The sequence below is a fragment of the Psychrobacter sp. JB385 genome (genome assembly GCF_900163785.1).
Taxonomy (GTDB): domain Bacteria; phylum Pseudomonadota; class Gammaproteobacteria; order Pseudomonadales; family Moraxellaceae; genus Psychrobacter.
Window position 1 is genome coordinate 45,912 of record NZ_FUKN01000011.1, and the last position, 18,871, is coordinate 64,782.

The 18,871-nt window shown below is 43.0% G+C and carries 17 protein-coding genes and 1 tRNA gene; 14 read left to right on the top strand and 4 right to left on the bottom strand.

Features of this window, described 5'->3' with window-relative positions:
* The first annotated feature begins 380 nt into the window (after positions 1-380).
* Both CZ794_RS05750 and CZ794_RS05755 read left to right on the top strand, forming a co-directional pair.
* A complete protein-coding gene (locus CZ794_RS05750) occupies positions 381-935 on the top strand; it encodes a fasciclin domain-containing protein (protein WP_087040724.1) in 555 nt (184 codons plus the stop codon).
* Between the two features lie 650 nt (positions 936-1,585).
* Positions 1,586-2,212 (top strand): fasciclin domain-containing protein, encoded by a 627-nt coding sequence (locus CZ794_RS05755; protein ID WP_087040725.1) that lies wholly within the window; start codon positions 1,586-1,588, stop codon positions 2,210-2,212.
* Between the two features lie 272 nt (positions 2,213-2,484).
* Here the strand turns inward: CZ794_RS05755 and CZ794_RS05760 are convergent, their stop codons facing one another.
* Positions 2,485-4,032, bottom strand: coding sequence for a sodium:alanine symporter family protein (locus CZ794_RS05760; protein WP_087040726.1), 1,548 nt, complete (start codon positions 4,030-4,032; stop codon positions 2,485-2,487).
* 1,009 nt (positions 4,033-5,041) lie between these two features.
* On the opposite strand from CZ794_RS05760, the gene CZ794_RS05765 reads away from it, so the two are divergent.
* The 4 genes from CZ794_RS05765 to CZ794_RS05780 all read left to right on the top strand — a co-directional run bounded on the left by CZ794_RS05765 (position 5,042) and on the right by CZ794_RS05780 (position 8,816).
* Positions 5,042-5,674 (top strand): LemA family protein, encoded by a 633-nt coding sequence (locus tag CZ794_RS05765; protein ID WP_087040727.1) that lies wholly within the window; start codon positions 5,042-5,044, stop codon positions 5,672-5,674.
* 147 nt (positions 5,675-5,821) lie between these two features.
* Complete coding sequence (locus tag CZ794_RS05770) at positions 5,822-7,012, top strand: YgcG family protein (protein WP_087040728.1); 1,191 nt, start codon at positions 5,822-5,824, stop codon at positions 7,010-7,012.
* A 50-nt stretch (positions 7,013-7,062) separates the two neighbouring features.
* Positions 7,063-7,587 carry a TPM domain-containing protein gene (locus tag CZ794_RS05775; RefSeq protein ID WP_087040729.1) on the top strand — a complete coding sequence of 175 codons (525 nt, stop codon included), beginning with the start codon at positions 7,063-7,065 and terminating at the stop codon, positions 7,585-7,587.
* Positions 7,588-7,817: 230 nt separating this feature from the next.
* Positions 7,818-8,816: an adenosine deaminase gene (locus CZ794_RS05780; RefSeq protein WP_087040730.1), complete on the top strand. Its 999-nt coding sequence runs from the start codon at positions 7,818-7,820 to the stop codon at positions 8,814-8,816.
* Positions 8,817-8,966: 150 nt separating this feature from the next.
* Here CZ794_RS05780 and CZ794_RS05785 read toward each other — a convergent pair whose 3' ends face one another.
* Positions 8,967-9,785 (bottom strand): NAD-dependent deacylase, encoded by an 819-nt coding sequence (locus tag CZ794_RS05785; RefSeq protein WP_087040731.1) that lies wholly within the window; start codon positions 9,783-9,785, stop codon positions 8,967-8,969.
* Between the two features lie 34 nt (positions 9,786-9,819).
* Between CZ794_RS05785 and CZ794_RS05790 the strand changes: the two genes are divergently transcribed.
* Positions 9,820-10,188, top strand: a complete 369-nt coding sequence (locus CZ794_RS05790) for a hypothetical protein (protein ID WP_087040732.1) — start codon at positions 9,820-9,822, stop codon at positions 10,186-10,188.
* A gap of 92 nt (positions 10,189-10,280) precedes the next feature.
* On the opposite strand, the gene CZ794_RS05795 is transcribed toward CZ794_RS05790, so the two are convergent.
* Positions 10,281-10,357, bottom strand: a tRNA-Arg gene (locus CZ794_RS05795).
* A 352-nt stretch (positions 10,358-10,709) separates the two neighbouring features.
* On the opposite strand from CZ794_RS05795, the gene CZ794_RS05800 reads away from it, so the two are divergent.
* The 6 genes from CZ794_RS05800 (at position 10,710) to CZ794_RS05825 (ending at position 16,846) form a co-directional block, all read left to right on the top strand.
* A complete protein-coding gene (locus CZ794_RS05800; RefSeq protein ID WP_087040733.1) occupies positions 10,710-11,369 on the top strand; it encodes a cytochrome c5 family protein in 660 nt (219 codons plus the stop codon).
* Positions 11,370-11,648: 279 nt separating this feature from the next.
* Entirely contained in the window at positions 11,649-12,611 is a 963-nt protein-coding gene (locus tag CZ794_RS05805) for an ABC transporter ATP-binding protein (RefSeq protein WP_087040734.1), read from the top strand.
* Positions 12,612-12,640: 29 nt separating this feature from the next.
* The gene (locus CZ794_RS05810) at positions 12,641-13,414 is read left to right on the top strand and encodes an ABC transporter permease (RefSeq protein WP_087040805.1); all 774 of its coding nucleotides are present in this window, start codon (positions 12,641-12,643) and stop codon (positions 13,412-13,414) included.
* A gap of 332 nt (positions 13,415-13,746) precedes the next feature.
* Positions 13,747-14,784: an iron ABC transporter permease gene (locus tag CZ794_RS05815; RefSeq protein WP_087040735.1), complete on the top strand. Its 1,038-nt coding sequence runs from the start codon at positions 13,747-13,749 to the stop codon at positions 14,782-14,784.
* Positions 14,781-16,037: an ABC transporter substrate-binding protein gene (locus CZ794_RS05820; protein ID WP_087040736.1), complete on the top strand. Its 1,257-nt coding sequence runs from the start codon at positions 14,781-14,783 to the stop codon at positions 16,035-16,037. Before CZ794_RS05815 ends, CZ794_RS05820 begins: the two co-directional genes overlap by 4 nt.
* 32 nt (positions 16,038-16,069) lie before the next feature.
* On the top strand, positions 16,070-16,846 hold the full coding sequence (locus CZ794_RS05825) for an ABC transporter ATP-binding protein (RefSeq protein WP_087040737.1): 777 nt from the start codon (positions 16,070-16,072) through the stop codon (positions 16,844-16,846).
* On the opposite strand, the gene CZ794_RS05830 is transcribed toward CZ794_RS05825, so the two are convergent.
* A complete protein-coding gene (locus CZ794_RS05830; RefSeq protein ID WP_087040738.1) occupies positions 16,836-17,708 on the bottom strand; it encodes a DMT family transporter in 873 nt (290 codons plus the stop codon). The genes CZ794_RS05825 and CZ794_RS05830 overlap by 11 nt on opposite strands.
* A 255-nt stretch (positions 17,709-17,963) precedes the next feature.
* On the opposite strand from CZ794_RS05830, the gene queF reads away from it, so the two are divergent.
* On the top strand, positions 17,964-18,839 hold the full coding sequence (queF, locus tag CZ794_RS05835) for an NADPH-dependent 7-cyano-7-deazaguanine reductase QueF (RefSeq protein WP_087040739.1): 876 nt from the start codon (positions 17,964-17,966) through the stop codon (positions 18,837-18,839).
* The last annotated feature ends 32 nt before the right edge of the window (positions 18,840-18,871 follow it).

The window sequence follows — 18,871 nt, forward strand, 5'->3', positions numbered from 1 at the left end:
CAAGAGATGGTGTCAAAGGCAGCTCTATCAAGAGAAAGCGTGAAAATGACTCTCATTTCGGTTCAAGATTACATAACGTGTGGGTCTTGTAAATCAAAGCAAACGCTCTCTTATGAAAGACAGACGCAACTTACACCACAACTACAAAAAGTAGCGCAAATTCGAGTTTATAAATATTTTTTATATGTTAATTTAATTTCAGAAGGATTTGTTTTTCGTAAGCAATACTTACTAGTACATGTGGATGATTCTATTGACTTAATCGTAGTATCTATCATGAGCGTCTTAATAAACAGTGGTTAGCATTACGAAAAGAAAATCTGATCTGTAAGACAATAATTTTGTGGTTAACAAATAATTGAATCATTAAGGAAAATGTTATGAAAATTACGAAAATCGCTACCCTTGGTACGTTAGCACTTTCAATTGCAGGCCTAAGTGCTTGTAACAACATGATGCCAAACAAAAGCGCTGATATGAAAGCGCCAATGCATAGTCAACAAATGGCAAAAATGAACGTCGTACAAGTTGCTCAAAGCAATCCTGATTTTTCAGTACTAGTCGAAGCCATTCAAGCGGCTGGTCTAACTGGCATGCTGTCTGATCCTAACGCTCACTACACAATATTTGCACCGACCAATGAAGCCTTTATGCAGGCGCTAAAAGAAACAAACATGACTAAAGCGCAGTTGTTTGCTGACAAAGCGATGCTAAGAAAGGTACTAGGTTATCACGTCATCAGTGGCGATATGGCAATGTACAAAAAAGATGTGAAGCCAGGTAATGTCATGACCGCAAGCAAAGATACGCTTATGGTGACAAATCAAGGCAAATTGATGGATGAAATGGGCCGTACTACCAATATTATCAAGACAGACATTCCTGCTAATAATGGTGTAATTCACGTTATCGATAGAGTACTAATGCCTAAATGATAATCAAGCATAAATAAGTAATGTTTCAATAAGCAGCGCTTAGGATATGTTATACGTCCCTTCTATAAGATGAGGCTGGTATTAGTACCAGCTTCACTCATTCACAACTTAATTAACTATTTGATAAGCACCTAAGTGACATTTTAGATATCGTCTAAAATTCTTTGAATCTAAAAATCTATTTAAATAGTTATTACTATTAACTCACTTTACCAAAAACTTTAGACCATAGGCATGAAGTTTTCGACTTCGGTATCAAAATGAACACTTTTTTCTGATTCAAATCTATAAAAAAGAAAACGCTAATGACTGATTTTTTTGCATGCATATCAGCGTATGTTCTGCTGTGAAAAGATCGAGTATCGGTTTAGAAAATGGCTTCTTTACTATTATATTAGCCATTATTCAAATAATTCCTTGTTTTGTACACGTGATTGATACAGTCTCGCTACCTAAGTACGCAGCAATTTAAAATGAATCAGTTAGAATCATAGTCATTGGAATAACAGTATCGATGTCCTCGAACTGTGTGACAGGTTTTACTTGCCATGCACAAGTCCATAAGTCATCTGCTGTTATATGCACATATTGAGCAGAATGGTTTGTTTAACAAACGATTTAACCCATTATTTATTTATAAGGAAATACCTATGTTAAAGAAGAATTTATTATCGATCGCAGTTGTTACAGCCGCTATGTCACTGGCCGCTTGTAATGATAAAGAAGCCGCTACTGATCCTGTAGAAACTGATACAACTACTGAAGAAGTAGTTGTAGAGCCAGCGGTAGGAACGGCTCCAGAAGCAGAAGCTGAGCCAATGGCTGACCCAATGGCCGAAACTGATGGCATGGCGACGCAAACCATCGCTGAAGTAGCCGCTGGTAATGAAAACTTGACCATCCTAACAGCAGCGCTACAAGCCGCTGGTCTTGACACCATGTTGATGGATCAAGGTACTAAATACACCGTATTTGCACCAACTGATGATGCTTTTGCGCCAGTATTAGAGAAGTTGGGCGTAACCAAAGAAGAGTTATTGGCCAATACTGACTTGCTGAAAAAAGTACTGCCTTACCATGTAGTGCCAATGGAAGTGAAAGCTGCTGACATCCCTTATGGTACTGATATCAAAACTGCTAATGGTGCAACTATTACTATCAGTGATGACAATGTCATTACCGATGCTACTGGTGGGAAAGCAAATATCACAGGTACAGACATCATGGCAACCAATGGTGTGGTTCACACTATCGACGCAGTATTAATGCCTGAGTAAGCTGCTGCTGTCAGTAATTTTTTATCAGATATTTCTGTAATAAAGAAGCCTAGTCATTGAGCTAGGCTTTTTTGTGCTCAGGTATCAACTATTTATAAAAGAATAATCTATAAGTACGATCTAGGCGGATTCAAAGTCATGTCTTAATATACTTCACTCAACTCTGCTCAAGACAAATGTTACTTATAGATATTACACATACGAAAAAGGCCCGAGACGATTGTCTCGGGCCTTTTTATAGACTGCTTAGATGATGACTATGATAAAGACGACTATCGAATGTCTTTACGTAGTGGATCAGCTGCCATTCTTTGTTGCTGTTTTAGATGACGCTCTTCCCAGTAAGGAGCGTTTTTGATACCGAACGTGGCTGGGTCAAAAACGTAGTCCGTAACACCAGCTTTAAGTTGTGCTTCGTAGTCTTTTAGCATGGTTAGGGTTGGACGTGCAACCAAGAAGATGACCAAGATACCCACAATGTTTAGCCAAGCCATGAGGCCAACACCGATATCACCAATAGCCCAGATATAACCTGCTGAGTTTAGACCACCGTAAGCTACCATGATCATGATAAGCACTTTGACTAAGAATACACCAGTTTTATGAGCGCCACGGCCAAGAAAGCGTGTCAAGTAAGCCACGTTGACTTCAGCAATGTAGTAGTAAGCTAGGATGGTTGTAAAGGCAAAGAAGAATACAGCGATGGCGATAAAGACATTACCAAATGAGCCGTATACCGATTCCATTGCCATTTGTGTAAAGGCAGGTGCGTTGATTTCAGTAGTAGCAGCAACGTTCTGTACGATGAATTGACCATCTGGCAATGTACCTTGAATGTTGTACATACCAGTAGACAAAATCATGAATGCAGTTGCAGAACAAACCAGTAAGGTATCAACATATACTGAGAATGCTTGTACTAGACCCTGCTGTGATGGATGCTGAACTTCAGCAGCGGCTGCTGCATGAGGTCCTGTACCTTGACCCGCTTCGTTAGAGTAAATACCACGTTTGACACCCCAACCGATTGCAGCACCAAAACCTGCTTGTGCCGTGAATGCATCGCTGATGATCAAACCAAATACATCAGGGATCAAGCTGAAGTTACTGAACATGATGATCAAAGCTAAAGCAATATAACCGACTGCCATAAATGGAACAGCAAATTCAGTGAAGGTTGCAATACGTTTGATACCACCGAAGATGATGATACCTAGTACGACTAAGATGATGGCCAAGCCCACCAAACGCATAGAGCCAACTTCTAAGCCTGCCACGTTCATGACAGTACCTTCGCCCATTACCTGTGCAAATGCACTGATAACACCGTTTGCCTGTACACCAGGTAAGAACATACCACAGGATAAAATAGAAGCGATGGCGAAGAGGATGCCGTACCACTTTTGACCAAGGGCACGTTCGAAGTAGTAAGCAGGGCCACCACGATACTCGCCAGTGACAACGTCTTTTTCTTTATAAATCTGTGCGAGTGTTGATTCAACATAAGCAGTAGATGCCCCTAAGAAGGCAACAACCCACATCCAAAATACTGCACCTGGACCACCGAAGCCGATAGCAGCTGCTACCCCAGCGATGTTACCCATACCCACACGCCCTGCAAGAGAGACGGCAAGTGCCTGAAATGATGAGATACCATCAGTACTGGATTTACCAGTAAATAGTAGCTTGATCATTTCACCGAATAGACGTACTTGTACGAAGCGCGTCATGATGGAATAAAACAAGCCTGCGCCTAAACACAGATAGATCAGCGCGGGGCTCCAGATAATTCCGTTTACTAAGTTAACTAAACCTTCCATATTTATATCCCTAGTACTGTCTCAAAGTGGCTCTGTATGCTCTAGGAGTAAGCTAACTGGTTAACTTACTTATTTAAGTTAAGCAGTTAAATTAGCTACATTGACTTATATATAGTTAAGTCTCATACGTGTTTAGCCAATAAGAATGGACTGTAGTTGTCCGTATTCATCCGCTTGGCTTGCTAGCAACAATACCTATTTGCATAGCACTTATCATTCGTAATATTAGTACCAGCTGCATGTAAAACGCTTTTGCTACATTAATTACTCTTGTATCTTATTATGACGTGATAAATAAGATTCGTGATAAGTAGAGCAGCGGATAAAATAGGCGTTTATATAATTGAACACTCATCATGATGGTGTTCAACTTGCTATGAGCCGTGCCAGTTGAATACACTACTGATAGGGCGTATTGAACGTACTAGAAGATATTTTATGGCTTGATGAGGATTTTACACCTCAATTACCAACTCTCTAATACGTATCAAAATATAAGTCCACTACCAAATGTATTCAAACCGTACGGCTACGTAACTGCAATTTGCCATATTTTTATCCTAATTACTAGAATTTTCTTTATGGATAGATAGATATATTTGAATTTAGTACGGGAGATTTGGTCATAAAATAGGGGAAGCGTCAGTGTGCTTAGCTTTGCTGATTAGTGACTGTGCATCCTTATATAGCAGCGGCTAATGCTTGACTTGTAAAAAAAGTTATATAAAAGCCATAACAGCTTACAATTGGGGTTGTGTTTTGGTAACGGTCAATTGTAAAACCATTACGATAGCGCCATCATTGACACAGTATTAAGCAGACAGTATATAAAGTAAAAGTACAAAGGATATACATTGCTTAAGTAATCATGCTCGATAGTTTGTCAAAAAAATGCAAGCTTACGATATATAGAGTATATATGTCGTCAGTAGATTAAAGAATAACTGAAAAACTATTAAAAAACGTGTTACCAGCTATTTGTTATTTATGATTATTAGGAGAAACAACGATGACGCGTAAATCTATTATGAAACCAGCATTGTTAGCAGCACTATTGACGACGTCTACTGTCGGCTTGAGTGGATGTGGGTATAACAATCTTCAAGCGCAAGACGAGCAAGTAACAGCGTCATGGTCAGAAGTGGTCAACCAATATCAGCGCCGCAGTGATTTGGTGCCAAACTTGGTAAAAGTCGTACAGCAATATGCGACACAAGAGCAAGAGGTCTTCACACAAGTGGCTGAGGCTCGCTCGCGTGCTGGCGGGATTACGGTCACGCCTGAAGTGCTAAACGATCCAGAAGCGATGGAGCGTTATGCTGCTGCGCAAGAGCAGATGACAGGAGCACTATCGCGTTTAATGGCCGTATCTGAGCGTTATCCTGAGCTAAAATCGGATGCTTTGTTTCAAGATTTACAAGCCCAGCTTGAAGGGACTGAAAATCGTATTGCCGTCGCACGTAATCGCTACATCCAAGAAGTACAGGGCTACAATACGACAGTACGCCAATTCCCAACCAATGTGACTGCAAAAGTCTTTGGCATGCAACCTAAGCCAAACTTTAGTGTCGCTAATGAAGAGGCGATTTCGACCGCGCCAAGTGTCGATTTTGGCGGTAACGATGCTGCGACAGCAGAGTAGGATTAAGGTCAACCAAAGCGATAGAATAGTAGAGCGGTCGTTGCCGCTCTATTTGTTTGATGATAGCTCACATGTGTTTTAAAGGTGTTGATGGACGTGGATGCCTATTAATTTAGTATAGAGGTCACTTGAGGTGGTATAGATTAGATGAATAATTCAAAAGCAATCTTATCAACATTATTATTTACACTCAGCATGGCTAGTGCGTCAGTACTTTATGCTGCGCCTAATGCCGATGTGGGAAATAGTGTGGCAGCTACCGATAATACCTCGACTATGCAAGATCGTAGTGTTGAGGATATGGTCGCTATTGCCAAAGCTGGTGAGTCCAACGAAGCCATCAATGATGCGGTATTAGGCAACGAAGCTATCAACGGCGCTGTGTTAGGTAACGATGCCATTAATCCCAAGGCAGCTGACAACAATGAAGCCACTGCTTCTGCCTCAACACCTAGCCGTCCTGCTGTACAATCAAGTGCGCCTAGCATTGATGCGGATAAGCTAATACTAAACGAGCCAGTCGTTGATCAGGCCAATATCTTAAACCCGCAAGAAAAACAGCGCTTAGAGACGCAGCTTCGTGGTATTTATCAACAAGGCTTGGCTCAGGCAGCTGTGGTGATTGTGCCCACGACCAATGGCACCCCCATTTTTGATTATGCTCTCCAAGTGGCCGAAAAGTGGCAACTGGGTGACAAAGATATCGATGATGGTTTATTGATAGTCGTTGCGGTCAATGACCGTGATATGTATATTTTAACGGGCTATGGTTTAGAAGGGGTATTACCCGATGCCGCTGTCAACCGGATCATTCGTGAAGACATCACGCCACTGTTTAAACAAGACAATTATGGCGCTGGTATTTTGGCGGGCGTGGACGCACTCAAAACACGCTTGACAGCTGACCCAGAGGTATTAGCCCGTGCTGATGCCCAAGCGGCTGAACGAAGCACACAACAAGGCTCAGATGAGGTACCAGCACCTATCTTTTTGTTTATCATGTCGATGATATTTGGTAGCTTTATTACCAAAATATTGGGCCGTGTGTTTGGCTCTATCTTGACCGCAGGTGGTTTTTTTGCAGGCTCACTCGCGTTAGGTGGCGGCTTTTTCATGACCCTGATTATGGCGATATTTATCTGGATGTTTTTGATTTCGCGAGGCGGCGGTGGTAAAGGTGGTGGCGGTAAAGGTGGACGCAGAGGCGGTGGTCTGATTTTCCTACCTGGTATGGGCGGTGGTAGTGGTGGCGGCTTCGGCGGTGGTGGTTTTGGTGGCGGCGGCTTTGGCGGTGGTGGTGGTGGCTTCGGCGGCGGCGGTGCTGGCGGTTCTTGGTAATTGATTCACTAAACAACCGTCAGTAATGACGTATTTGAGGAAATATTATAATGGCAGAAAACAACGCTTCAACTTCCAGCTTGGCTCGCTGGTGGCGTCAGGTATTGTTTGTCCCTTTATTACATAGTAAATGGCTGACAGCGGACGCAAGAGCACGTCTGACAAAAAGAGTAGAAAGCGCTGAGCAAGGGCATCGCGGTGAGGTTTTTTTAATTGTAGAAAATCACCTACCCATTGAAGAGGCCTATCATATAAATTGCCGTGAACGAGCGATTGATTTATTTAGCGAGTATCGGGTATGGGATACCGAAGAAAACACAGGCGTTTTGGTTTATGTCAATATTTGTGAGCACCAGTTAGAGATTGTGGCGGATCGCGGTATCAGTGCTCATGTTAGTCCCACCGTTTGGCGTGCGATGTGCGAAAAAGCCATATCAGGCATCGCCAACAAAAAAACAGAAGAGAGCGTGGCCGAGTTGCTAGATGAAGTCGGGCAAGTGCTTCGTCAATATTATCAGCTAGAAGACAATCCATCAGGCAATGAGTTGTCCAACACGGTAGTGTTTTTGAAGTAACTGATGTTTAAAAGCAATGGATTTTTAAAGGTAACGATTGTATCTGTCTTTCTCATCCACCCTTTCATTGATGAGATATATAGATTGGCATGGTTGATTTTAGTTTATGGGGTTTTGAGGCGAATTCAAATATAATAGCGTTTCTATCGATAGAGAGGATAGATATACACATTGCGCGTATCTATCCTCTGTATGAGTAGGCCTTAATACAAAACCAGTACTGGAACACTATGATTGATTTAATAAAGAAATTACCAAAAGCTGAGCTGCATTTACATATAGAAGGTTCTCTAGAGCCTGAGCTGATGTTCAGATTGGCCAAAAAGAACCAAGTAGACATTCCTTACAAAGATATAGAAGATGTACGTAGCGCCTATAATTTTACCAATCTACAGACCTTTTTAGACATCTATTATGCGGGTGCCAATGTTCTTCTTACGAAAGACGATTTTTATGATTTGACGTGGGAGTATGTCCTAAAATGTGTCGAAAACAATATCATCCATACGGAGATATTTTTTGATCCACAAACGCATACTGCTCGGGGCGTTCCTTTCGATGCGGTTATTACAGGCATAAAAGAAGCGCTACAAGACGCCAAAGCCAAATATGGCATCACGTCTTGCATTATCATGTGTTTTTTAAGACATCTATCGCAAGAAGACGCATTTGAAACGTTGGATGCGGCACTCAAATACCAAGACGATATTATCGGTGTGGGTTTGGATTCTTCAGAGCTTGGTAATCCACCTTCAAAATTCAAAGACGTGTTTAAAAAGGCAAAAGAAGCAGGCTTCAAACTGGTGGCTCATGCAGGTGAAGAAGCTGATTTTTCGTACATTTACGAAGCATTAGATATCTTGAGCATTCATAGGATTGATCATGGCGTACAATCTATAAAAAGTGCCGAGTTGATGCAACGATTAAAAGATGAGCAAATGCCGCTTACGGTCTGTCCGAACTCGAACATTGAGCTAAAAGTTTTTGAAACCTATCAAGAGCATAATATCAAAGAGCTTTTAGACTATGGCTTGAATGTCAGTGTCAACTCTGATGATCCAGCGTACTTTAAAGGTTATATGAATCAAAATTTCATCAACCTACACGAAAATCTTGACCTATCAGAAGATGATATCGTGACCTTGGTCAAAAACTCGTTTAAATCAGCATTTATCAGTGATGAGTTAAAAGAAGCCTACCTAGCAAAAGTTGATCTCGCTTTACAATGAAGGTTGAGTGATTTTTAACTCAGTCGCCTCTAATTGAGTAAATACAAAAAAGGCTTAATGGTTGATAAAAACCGTTAAGCCTTTTTTGGTGCTACTGTCTTAGATTGCCTATCGCTTATCTAGTATCATCTTTTATAGATACCTCTCGATTTATGAGCCAGTGATCTGCTTGACCAGTACAGGCATGATGATTCCTGCTTTTTCTTTTATGATGATATCAACGGTGGTATTGGGCGTTGGGTTCGGATTTATCTCGATAACTTTAGCGCCATTTCGCTTGGCTAACTGTGCAAGGCCTGCTGCTGGATAGACGAGGCTGGATGTACCAATACTGATAAACACCTCGCAATCAGCAGCGGCTTCTTCTGCCGTCTGCCATGCTTGTACTGGCAACGATTCTCCAAACCAAACAATGTCTGGTCTGATATAACCACCACAGTGCGAGCAAGTGATCAACGTCTCAGCGTCCTGTCTATCAACATCACTATTATCTAAAGCTTCACTATTTTGTGAATGATTTGATGCGCTTGTATAAGGTGTTTGGCATTGACTGCAACGATTGCGTGCCAGATTGCCATGCAGATGAGCCACGGTACTACCAGCTTGCTCGTGCAAGTCATCCACGTTTTGAGTGATGAGGGTTAGTTGCTGATGGTTGACTTTTGCGTGATGCTGCCAATATGCTAAGGCCTTGTGTGCAGGATTGGGTTTTTTATCCGCGATGAGTTGCCTTCGCCATTGATACCATGACCAGACCAGCGCTGGGTCACACGCGAATGCCTCTGGTGTGGCCAAATCCTCTGCCCTATAGTTTTCCCATAATCCAGTTTGCTTATCCCGAAAAGTTGGAATGCCACTTTCTGCTGAGATTCCCGCACCCGTTAAAAGACAAATACGCTGTTTTGATGCCAATAGTTTGGCAGCGTCCTGTACTTCTGCTATTAACGCTGGTGATAATTCTGCTAACATGAGCCAACCCTTGCTAATAATGGATACCTTTCTCATGATAGACGGAATGTGGTGGCTTGTCATATTGTTCGTTGTGATCGCAGCCTTGTGGTTATTGGCAAAGTCGCGTGGCGTCAAAGCAGACAAGACATCTTATAACGGGCAATCAAAACCGACAAAAGCTGCCGCTAACGATGGTCTACAAAAGACGTCAGCTTTATTAAAACAGTATTTTCCTACTTACCGAGTCACTCGCAAAGCCAACCATCTATTGCTCAGCCAGCAAGACCAGAAAGTTGCGATGATTACGATGGATAAAAAGATTGCCATAGGTCAGCGACGTCTTGGAGATGTACCTGTGATTAATTATCACCGTGTACCCAGCCGCGCCCAACTAACGGCCAATTTGCAGGATATGCAATAGATCAATGCTCGCGAAATTTTAGAAAAGTAGAGACACAGCACAAATAGGCATGAGTCATCAGGATAATAATGAAGAAGTATAACAAGAATGATTGGTGCGCTCGGCGGGAATCGAACCCACGACCCTCGGCTTCGGAGACCGATACTCTATCCAACTGAGCTACGAGCGCATGATAACGACGACATAGAATAATACAATACTTAAACGAGTGTTATAAGCCGTATAAAGTGTCGAAAAATAAAGACCGCCTAGTCTAACAAATAAAAGCCATAAAGCCAATGAGTGAAGCCCATGATTCAGGTTTTTTAAGAAAAAACAGGATAGTCATTAAACAGGCATGGCAATTTACCTGCCTTTTCCCTTATAATGTCAGGGAGAATTCATATTTATAATCACCGATTACAAGTGTGCTGACACGCGGGATGGCTGTTTGCTATTGATGACGATTGCTCATCAAAGGAGGACAGACAGAATGTCTGAGTCGTGTAGGCCTCTGTATCTGTAATAAGAGAACGTGACGAATGAGAAAAGTAGTTATGTTATCGGCAGCTGCCATTCTAGGAATCGCTAGTATCGCGGTGAGCCAAGCTGAAGACGTTGCAGGCACATCTACTGTAACCGTTTCTGACGTAGCAGAAGGGCAGGAAGTCGTAGACAATCTTCCTGAAAAGCTAGGCGAAGACACCAAAGCCGCTGCCGTGACTACCGATGGCGAAGCCGCTACAGATGAAGCTGCGCAAGTGGATGGCGAAGAAACTGCTGCTGCGGCACCTGCTACCGAAGAAGAGCCTATCCCACAAGACACGCCACAAGTACAAAAGCTGATCGCCCTCTATCCCAATCTGATTGCTCGTATTCAGCCTGTGGCCAAAGTATGTTTCGAAGACGACGAAGTTTGTGATGTGACAGCTCGCGTAGCAGGGCCAGCGCCAGGGGACGGACCGCGTGACGGTAAAGCAGTATACAATGCTGTCTGCCATACGTGTCATGCCGCAGGTTTACTGGGCTCTCCTATTTTTGGTGATGCTGGTGCTTGGGGCCCTCGTATCTCAAAAGGTAAAGACACGTTATATACCCATGCTATCAATGGTTTCAATGCCATGCCTGCTAAAGGCGGTGCTGATATTCCTGATGAAGAAGTTCAGAATGCTGTAGATTATATGGTTGAATCGGCAAGCTAATCTTTATTGATTAATCTTCAAGCTTTTACGATGTATATCTATAAAGCGCCTATTTCATTTGATGAAGTAGGCGCTTTTTTGATGATAAGTAATATCAATCTGTTACTTCTTACGAGTGAGAGTTGAAATCTGGGTCTGACAACCTCACTTCATGACATTGTCCTATCTAGATATTAGGGCGTGTTGAATATTTATATACCGTCGCTGCAAAGCAATATGGTCGCATGTTCAACACGCCCTAATATGCTATAAACATTCATAATAGATATAGAGGTACTCATGTCTGATGCACCAGCACTGATGATAAAAGATTTATCCAAAACTTATGATAATGGGTTTTCGGCATTGAAAGGGGTTGATTTAACCGTACCACAAGGTGGATTTTTTGCACTACTTGGCCCTAATGGGGCCGGTAAATCTACCATGATTGGTATTATCAGTTCACTATTTAAACCCACAACGGGTAGCGTCCATATTTTTGGAACAGATTTATTAGAGAATCCTTCGGTTGCCAAGCAATATCTGGGCATTGTACCGCAAGAATTCAATTTTAATATGTTTGAAAAAGTCGAAGATATCCTGATCACGCAGGCAGGTTACTTTGGTATTTCTGCAAAAGAAGCCAGACCACGAGCCAAAAGATTGCTAACCGCTCTTGGGTTATGGGATAAGCGCAATAGCAAATCACGTGAGTTATCTGGTGGTATGAAACGCCGTTTGATGATTGCGCGCGCCCTTATTCATAAACCCAAACTGTTGATTCTAGATGAACCAACGGCTGGGGTCGATATTGAGCTGCGCCGCTCTATGTGGGAGTTCATGCAGCAGATTAATATTGAAGAAAACACCACAATCATTCTGACCACGCATTATCTCGAAGAAGCCGAGCAGCTTTGTAAACGCATTGCCATTCTAGATCACGGTGAGATTCGCATCAATACAGAGATGAAAGACTTATTGGCACAGCTATCAGTTGAGACATTTGTCTTTGATTTGGATACGCCACTTGTACAGAAATTGGCTTTGTCAGGTGTGACGGATTTCTCTCAACCTGACAGTCAGACGCTGGAAGTGACTTTGACAGAAGGGGAGTCACTGAATGGTGTTTTTGATCAGCTGTCTGAACACGGCATCAGGGTAGCCAGTATGCGTAACAAGGCCAATCGATTAGAAGAGTTGTTCATGCGTTTAGTAGATAAAAATATTCAAAGTACAGACAGTATGAAGGAGGCGGGGTTATGAGTCAGGAAATGGTAGATCATAATAAATCGATGTCGTGGCACAAAAAAGGCGTCGCTTTTCGTACGATTTGTCTAAAAGAAATTCGCAGGATTTTGCGCATTTGGCCACAGACGTTATTACCGCCCGTTATCACCATGAGTCTTTATTTTGTTATCTTCGGTAAGATGATTGGTTCACGTGTGGGCGAGATGGGCGGTGTGCCCTACATGCAGTTTATTGTGCCTGGTTTAATCATGATGTCGATTATTACCAACAGTTATTCTAATGTCGTTTCAAGCTTTTTTAGCGCCAAATTTACGGCCAGTATTGAAGAGCTTTTGGTGTCCCCAGTCTCTAAGCATGCTATTTTGATGGGCTATATTAGCGGCGGTATTTTTCGCGGACTTGCCATTGCTGTCATTGTGTCGATAGTGGCACTATTCTTTACCGACTTGGGTATTGAGCATTTATTTGTGACGATCTTTACTGTCCTTGGCACCTCTATTTTATTCTCATTGGGCGGTTTTATTAATGCGGTATTTGCCCGCTCGTTTGATGATATCTCTATTATTCCAAGCTTTGTATTAACCCCACTGACGTATTTGGGCGGTGTGTTTTATTCAATGGAAAACCTCTCACCATTTTGGCAGAATATATCATTGTTAAATCCTATCGTTTATATGGTCAACGCATTTCGCTATGGTATTTTAGGCTACTCTGATGTAAATGTTTGGTATTCAATGGTCGCGATTTTCATATTTTGTGTGATATTTTATGTGATTGCTTATCGCCTGCTCGATAATGGCTCACGGATTCGTTTGTAGTTCACTTTATCATCTAAGCTGCCGCGTACTGGCAGCTTTGCTTTTTGTATTATTCCATTTGTCTTGACCCGCTTCTGTTCAATGAAGAATAGATGAGTATCGTAGGGCGTTAGCAAGATGCGCGATACTCAGTTATTCACCATATGTCCTTTTCTATGATTCAATTTATTATCTTTCTTACTTCAGAAAAAAATACACTTATTACGTGAATTCAAAGGCTTAATAAGGGGAAAAATAAGACTATCAATTGCGAATAGTCCTCATTAGCATTATACTTCTCACTTTTCGAAATAAAAGGTAACTTCAACTTACCTTTGTAATTGAGACACAAGATGACCCAATCCGTCAGCGAACAAATCATTCGACAACAACGTCGCATAGAGTCAAAACGCCGAGTGGTATTATTGGCATTGGCAGCAGCGTGTGTATTGGGTCTGGTGCTTGATGTAATGACAGGGCCTTCGATGCTACCGATGATGGACGTCGTTAAGTCTTTGCTACAGCTAGGCAGTTTGGATGATACCTCACATACCATCGTTTATGATTTGCGGTTGCCTATTGCATTTATGGCGTTGCTCGTGGGAGCGTCGCTTGGAGCAGGCGGAGCTGAGATGCAGACGTTACTTAACAACCCGATGGCAAGTCCTTATACGCTAGGACTTGCAGCGGCGGCAGGGTTTGGAGCGTCCCTAGTTATTGCGTTCGGTAGCTTTGGTTTGCCACTGCAATATGCGGTGCCTATCGGGGCATTTTCGATGACCATGCTCGCTTCTGCGGTGCTGTTTTTATTTGCCTCATTGCAACAGTTTGCTGCCTCTACGCTCATCTTAGTGGGTATCGCTCTCTTATTTATCTTTCAGTCGTTACTGTCATTGGTACAATTTACCGCTTCCTCTGAAGTCTCGCAGCAAATTTTGTTTTGGCTATTTGGTAGTTTGACTAAATCCACTTGGACGAATGTGACGGTGGTCGCTGTCGTGAGTAGTATTTGTATCTTGCTACTGATTCGAGACAGTTGGAAATTGACAGCGCTACGATTGGGTGAAGAAAGAGCGTCAGCACTTGGCGTCAACCTCACTCATTTGCGTATCAAAACCTTGATTTTGGTAGCGATGATGACGGCAACCGCGATTAGCTTTGTCGGAGTGATTGGCTTTATTGGGTTGGTTGCGCCGCATGTCGCACGGCTGCTCGTTGGTGAGGATCAGCGTTACTTTTTGCCTGCGACCATGCTCGCTGGCGCGGCCTTTTTATCATTCTCATCAGTGTTATCAAAGGTGATTATCCCAGGAGCGCTGTTTCCGGTGGGGATTGTTACGTCGTTTGTGGGTGTGCCTTTTTTATTTTGGATTATTTGGAGTAAGCGGTGAAAAACTGGATTCGTAGAACATTGGCGTTAAGTTTGATATTAACAACATTAACCGCCCAAGCAGAAGTCAAAACCATCAACGATGTGCTAGGACGTGATGTACAAGTCGATGTCCCTGCTAAGCGAGTCGTATTGGGGTTTTATTATCCTGATTATATTGCTGCGACAGGTGCAAAGAACTTTGATCAGGTCGTCGGTATTTCACGAGAGTTTTGGGAAAAATTTAATCCTGGTAGCTGGAACTTATACAATCAAAAACTTCCCAACCTAAACGGCATCGGCGATATCGGTAACGTGAATACTGGTACGTTTTCTTTTGAGAAGACCTTAGCCATGAAGCCTGACGTGGTAGTATTGGCAAAATGGCAGTATGACACGCTAAAGGCTGAAATGCCGCGTTTTGAAGCGGCAAACATCCCAGTGGTAGTGGTCGATTACAATGACCAGACTGTGCAAAATCACACTAAAAGCACCCAAATATTTGGTGAATTGGCGGGTACTGAGCAACGCGCCAACCAAGCCGCTCAAGAATACGCTAATGGCATCGCAGACATCCAAAAACGCGTAAAAGCGGCTCAAATTGCCAAGCCTAAGATCTATATCGAATTTGGTGATAAAGGGCCACAAGAGTACAGCTTTACCTTTGGTAAAAACATGTGGGGCGCGATTGCCGATACGGTAGGCGGCGATAATATCAGTAGACCCTTTGTAGAAGATTGGGGCCCCATTAATCCTGAGCAGGTCTTGGTGAGCAAACCTGAGGTTGTAATGATATCAGGTACCGAGGTAGGCATGAATCAGCCCGATGCCATGGCAATGGGGATTGATATCCCAGCTGATGAAGCCCAACGCCGCTTAAAAGGCTTTACCACCCGCAACGGTTGGGAGAATCTACCAGCAGTAAAAAATAATCGTGTGTATGGTATTTATCATGTTGCCTCTCGCTCGCTATCGGACTTGGCATCAGCGCAATTTATGGCAAAAGCCTTGTATCCTGAGGCCTTTGCTGATGTTGATCCTGACAAAACCTACATGGATTTCCACAAAAAATATTTGCCAGTCAAGCCTAATGGCACATTTTTTATTCAACTAGGCTGTGGCGCAAGTATTTGTGATGGCAACGCTACAGACCAAGCCAATAATAATACTGAATCATCGACAGCTGCGAGCCAAGCCGATCCTGCTGCCAATGCGTCTGAGAACATATCGTGGTTCACAAAGCTAACCAACTGGTTAAAAAGTTTGTTTGCCTAATTGATTTTTAAAAATGGATAGAAGAAGTCGCTATGCTCAAACTCGACCGTTTAACGATCCAATATGGCGCGCTCACCGTTGCTAGAGATATTGATGCCCAGTTTGAAGCGGGCAACATTTATACCATTTTGGGCGCAAATGGGGCAGGTAAGTCCAGTTTGCTCAAAGCGATTTTTGGTGAGCTGCCATTCTCTGGTACAGTTGACTATCAAGGTAGGGTACAGACCAAATCCCAGCTCAACGCATGGCGTAAACCCATCGCATATATGCCGCAAGACAGTCATACCGACGCCGAGCTTACCACCCTTGAAGTGGTCATACTTGGACGAATGGATGCCTTGAGCCGCCATATCAGTGATGAGTTGTTACGAGAAGCAGTTGAGTTATTGGCGGAGCTAAATATCTCCCATTTGGCACATCGCTCAATCCGCTCGTTAAGTGGCGGACAGCGGCAGCTGGCTATGTTTGCACAAGCGTTACTTCGCCGTCCTAAGATTTTACTACTTGATGAACCCGTCTCAGCCCTAGACATGGCCCATCAAATTAACTTGCTGGACAAAGTTCGGCATTATACGCAGCAGCACCAGTTGATTTGTATTATGGTATTGCATGATTTGAGCCTAGCCGCGCAATTTTCGGATGAAGTCATATTATTAGCTGATGGTGATATTCAAGCACAAGGTATGCCTAAAGCGGTATTACAATCCGAGATTTTACGCAAAGTGTATCATGTGGATATTGAGATTTTGACGAGCCATCAAGGCTCACCAGTGGTTCATCCGTATCGCAAGCGGCAAGCTAGCGTTTAACTGTTTTTCGCTCAGGTACACTGCTAACGATGCCTGCCAAAATAACTGCCGTAATACCTAAAATCTCTAACCAGCCAATGCGTTCGCCTGCAAAAATGACCCCATAAATTGCAGAAAACACGACCGTTAAATACGATAGTGCAGCGACCGTGAATTTTTGCCCGACGTGATAGGCATGAGTCATCGCCAGCTGCGCAAGCAGCCCTGCCGCACCAATGCCAATGATGTAAGGTAAGCTTTCGCTCGTCAGATGACTCCAGCCAAACCAAGTGGCTGCTATACCTGAGACAATGGTCGCTACTGCCGAAAAGTAAAACACAATCCGCCACGCAGGTTCTCCCATCAAGGAGAGCTCTCGCACTTGCAGCAACGCAAAAGCTGTAAAAATACCGCCACTTAAGGTAATCAACGTCTCAAGCAATCTATCTGAGGCGAAGGCAGGTTTTAGCATCAGACAGATACCCGCCAATCCCATCAGCAGAGCGACCCACGTTTTGAGTGATGGCTTGTCTTTGAGCCAAAAAATAGATAGCAAAGCTATAAAAACAACAGAGGTATAGTTCAACGTTACAGAGGTTGCTAGAGGCAGATGACCTAAGCCATAGAATGCCAATAGCAATGCCATTGTGCCCGCCATACTACGCTGCATATGACCCCAAAAAAACGGTGTCTTAAGAGTCTTTTTACGTACAAGTGTCGTGCTAAAAATAGCAAGGGCGGGTAATAATGACCGCCAAAACGCCAATTCATACTCATTCATGTGTAAGTGCGTAGACGCGTTTTTGACCAAAATGCTCATTATGGCAAATAAGAATGCCGCAATAATCATCCAGCCCGAACCTAAAGAAGATTTTTTTATCATAGATAGATAGTGTTGAGGAAAAACCGCAATTGTAACACCCTACGCGGTATGCTTTTTTGCTAATTTAAAAATGATACTCGGGAATGGTTTAACAATACCATCTGCGTTTGTATGACATGAAACCAATAGATAGTTATTCTCAGTCGCTAAAACACGATAGGCATCAACACATAAAAGGTGCACACAGATAGGTTGATTGCGGTAAAATAATCACCCATTAATATCATCCATATTATCTAGTAATCAAGGCAGTTTATGAGTATTCACGGTATTTTAGGGGAACAAACCACCGATTATCCCACGCAGTACAGTCCAGAGACACTTTATCCCATCGCGCGTGAGATGGGACGCAATGCCATTGATTGGCATACTGATAAGTTAACGGTCGGTGTCGATTGGTGGCAAGCTTTTGAGATGTCTTGGCTCAATACGCAAGGACTCTCGCAGGTTGCTATCGCGCGCTTTAGTATTCCTGCCAGCTCACCATATATCGTAGAGTCAAAGTCGCTTAAACTGTATTTGAACAGTATCAATTTTACTGAATTTTCCAGCTGGCAAGAGGTAGAGACGCTGATTGCTAAAGACTTATCAACCTGCGTACAAGCGGATGTGACAGTTGAGCTGTTTGGCTTAGAAGAGGACTTAACAAGTTTATTGATTGCCAAGCCTGATGGTGTGTGCATTGACAATGCGCTGGCAGATGCCACAGACAAAGTGACACTATGCGAGCATCCAGATGCGTCATTGTTGCAGGATCAAACGCAGGTAAATGAGGGTCAGTTAGAAAGAGATGAGTCTCAGTCTCAGCCTTATACTTTTTATTCAAACCTACTGCGCAGTAATTGTCCGGTGACCAATCAACCAGATTGGGGTACGCTGGCGGTTTCGATAACGACTGACAAGCCTTTTAATTATGCCAATATGCTGCGTTATATATTGAGTTTCCGCCAGCACAATGGCTTTCATGAGCAATGTGTTGAGCAGATATTTGCTGATTTAAGCGCATACTATGAGCCAAGTGAACTAATGGTACGTGCGTGGTACACACGCCGAGGTGGTATTGATATCAATCCGTGCCGCGTCAGTGATATCAGCCTATTACCGAAGCCAAGTCGCCTTATTCGTCAGTAGATAAATAGAGACTCTATAACGCGCTGTGGTAT